The sequence below is a fragment of the Clostridium sp. OF09-36 genome, assembly GCF_003481985.1.
Taxonomy (GTDB): domain Bacteria; phylum Bacillota; class Clostridia; order Lachnospirales; family Lachnospiraceae; genus Brotaphodocola.
The window spans coordinates 1-2,806 of the sequence record NZ_QUMD01000063.1 but is presented as its reverse complement, the minus strand read 5'-3'; the positions used below and the strand labels follow the sequence as shown (position 1 = coordinate 2,806).

General features: G+C 49.3%; 5 protein-coding genes. All 5 read left to right on the top strand.

The features are described 5' to 3' along the window. The first annotated feature begins 205 nt into the window (after positions 1-205). Positions 206-394, top strand: coding sequence for a hypothetical protein (locus DXA97_RS19505; protein WP_118593902.1), 189 nt, complete (start codon positions 206-208; stop codon positions 392-394). Then, positions 391-732: a DeoR family transcriptional regulator gene (locus tag DXA97_RS19500; protein ID WP_117819230.1), complete on the top strand. Its 342-nt coding sequence runs from the start codon at positions 391-393 to the stop codon at positions 730-732. The genes DXA97_RS19505 and DXA97_RS19500 overlap by 4 nt, the downstream gene beginning before the upstream one ends. Then, positions 725-1,021: a DUF3847 domain-containing protein gene (locus DXA97_RS19495; protein WP_117819231.1), complete on the top strand. Its 297-nt coding sequence runs from the start codon at positions 725-727 to the stop codon at positions 1,019-1,021. Before DXA97_RS19500 ends, DXA97_RS19495 begins: the two co-directional genes overlap by 8 nt. Positions 1,022-1,337: 316 nt before the next feature. Further along, positions 1,338-1,559 carry a DUF4318 domain-containing protein gene (locus DXA97_RS19490; RefSeq protein ID WP_002596507.1) on the top strand — a complete coding sequence of 74 codons (222 nt, stop codon included), beginning with the start codon at positions 1,338-1,340 and terminating at the stop codon, positions 1,557-1,559. Positions 1,560-1,743: 184 nt separating this feature from the next. Continuing rightward, positions 1,744-2,806, top strand: a 1,063-nt coding sequence (gene mobQ / locus DXA97_RS19485; protein ID WP_118721443.1) for a MobQ family relaxase, incomplete at its 3' end; no start/stop codon positions are given.

Sequence of the window (2,806 nt, the reverse complement as noted above, 5' to 3'; positions counted from 1 at the left end):
AGCGATACGCCGCTGTGAGATTCAGGGGAGGAACGACACCGGGGAGAACTGGCGAACTGACACCGAAATGATACCGAAACACGACAATCTGATAGGGGGATAGTCTACCTATCGCTGATACTTCGGGAGATTTTAGCGGCTCTATGGATGTAATTTTGCCGAAAATCGCCCCGAAACCATACACTAAAACGGGAGGAAACGCAATATGCCGAGAATGAGCAAAAAGAGGAAGCAGGAGCTTTCTTTTTACCTCAATGACCGGGGGCGTGTCACTTACAACGAATTATGCCGGAAATGCCAGCATGAGTGCAGGCAGAGCTTCCGGGCGGTTGTGATTGACTGCCCCCGTTATTTATCCAAACGAGCAAAGAAAAAGGAGGAACACACCGAATGAATTTTGAATTTATGACGATAGACACACCACTGCCGCCCTGTATGCCATTTCCCAGAGCATTGACAGGATTTCCAGTCAGCAGCACCGCAAAGGTCATGTACTGCCGGATGTTGGACGCTATGCTCTCCAAAGGGCAGGAGGACGAGAACGGAATCCTGTTTGTCTGCTTCCCTGTCACAGACATTGCCGCAGTCCTGTCCCGCAGCTCTATGACGGTCAAGCGTTCTTTGAATGAACTGGAAACAGCCGGACTTATCATGCGGGTGCGTCAGGGCGTTGGAGAACCAAACAGGATTTATGTGCTGATACCGGGAAAGGAGGACGCTGCCCTTGCCTGATACTTCAAAGCTGGAAAAGCTCAACCGGGAGTTGGAAAAAAGCGAAAAGAAACTGCGGAAAGCCATCAATGATGAAAAGGCATTGAAGCACCAGTTGAAGCAGCTTACCAGAAAGGAACGGACACACCGGCTCTGCACTCGTGGCGGTATGCTGGAAAGTTTTCTGCAAGAACCGGAACGCCTGACAGATGATGATATCATGCTGTTGTTGAAACTCATTTTTCACAGACAGGACACGCAGGAACTATTGAAAAAACTGCTGGAACGGGAGAAACCGGAAAACCCTTAGTTTACTAAGGGCGCAATTATACACCACCCAGAGGTGGTGCATTGCGTTCTCCGAAGGCTCCTCGCCGGAAGGCTGTGATTTTCCGCAGTCATGGTCTGCTCCAAATCATACAGGGGACGCTACGCTTCCCCTGCGCTGGCTGCCACCAGCTACCCTTTTGTGGACTTGCCATCTGGGGACACCTTGCGTTGCAAGCTGTTCCCAGCCGACAAGTTTGAAGTTATAAGTGGATTTTTGCGAAGCTGTATGATACTATTATTTTATAACGATTTGAAAATTCGTGGATTACTTAACAAATTAGAAGGAGGTATTTTATATGTTTAAAAAAGCTTTTTGGGTTCCTTATGAGGATAGTGCCAATTACCCAACTCTTGCAAAAACTATGGAAGCAATTTCAAAGTATTGTGAAGAAAATGGTAAGTCTTATACATTTATTAACGATGACGAAGTGGAGATAAATGGAAAAAGATATGAAATATATAGGGGCTACGAAAATGGTAGTAGGGGAAATTACGGCATAAAATGTAAAGAAAAATAAATCCAGTTTGTTATTCTACACACATCGGGTCAACTTGTCCCGAACTTTCACAACTAAATACCCGCCGCTTACACAGCGGCACACCGAGCAGGAAATCTGAAAAAGGTCTCCTGCTTTTTTTCTGCCCAAAATGAGGTGGTAAAACGCCACCCCATCCACCAAGCATAGAAAGGAGGGATACGAAATGCCCTGTCCACACAACGAAATCTCGATTGTGCAGCGAAGCCAACAGCAGTCTGCGGTTGCCGCCGCTGCCTACCAGAGCGGTGAAAAGCTGTTCTGTGAATACGACCAGAAAGTGAAGCACTACCCGGAAAAGCGTGGTATCGTCCACAATGAAATCCTGCTCCCGGCAAATGCCCCGCCGGAGTATGCAGACCGCAATACCTTATGGAACGCCGCCGAAGCGGTGGAAAAGCAATGGAACTCCCAGCTTGCAAGGCGGTGGGTGCTTACCATCCCCAGAGAGATACCACCCGACCTGTATGCTGTCCTTGTCCGGGAGTTTTGTGAACAGCAGTTTGTTTCCAAAGGCATGATTGCTGATTTTGCAATTCATGACCCCAATCCGCCGGGACACAATCCCCACGCCCATGTCCTGCTGACTATGCGGGCAATGGATGAGCATGGGAAATGGCTTCCCAAGAGCCGCAAGGTTTATGACCTTGACGAGAATGGGGAACGGATCAAACTTCCGTCCGGCAGATGGAAAAGCCACAAGGAGGATACGGTTGACTGGAACGACCAGAAGTATTGTGAAATCTGGCGGCATGAATGGGAGGTCATCCAGAACCGCTATCTGGAAGCCAATGACCGCCCGGAGCGTGTGGACTTGCGTTCCTATGCCAGACAGGGGCTTGATATAGTCCCTACTGTCCATGAGGGGGCTGCTGTCCGCCAGATGGAAAAGCGTGGAATCCAGACGAATATCGGCAACCTAAACAGGGAAATCAGAGCCGCCAACCGCCTGATGAAGTCCATCCGGCAGCTTATCCAAAACCTCAAAGGCTGGATTACCGAGCTGGGCGAAAAACGGAAAGAACTGCTTGCACAAAAGGCGGCGGAGGAAGCGACACTTCTTCCCAATCTGCTGATGAGGTATATGGAGATACGAAAGGAAGAACGGAAGGACTGGACAAGGGCTGGACAGAACCGGGGGACTTCACAGGACTTAAAGGCAGTCAGCGAAGCCCTATCCTATCTCCGGCAAAAGGGGCTTTCCACTGTGGAGGACTTAGAAGCATTTC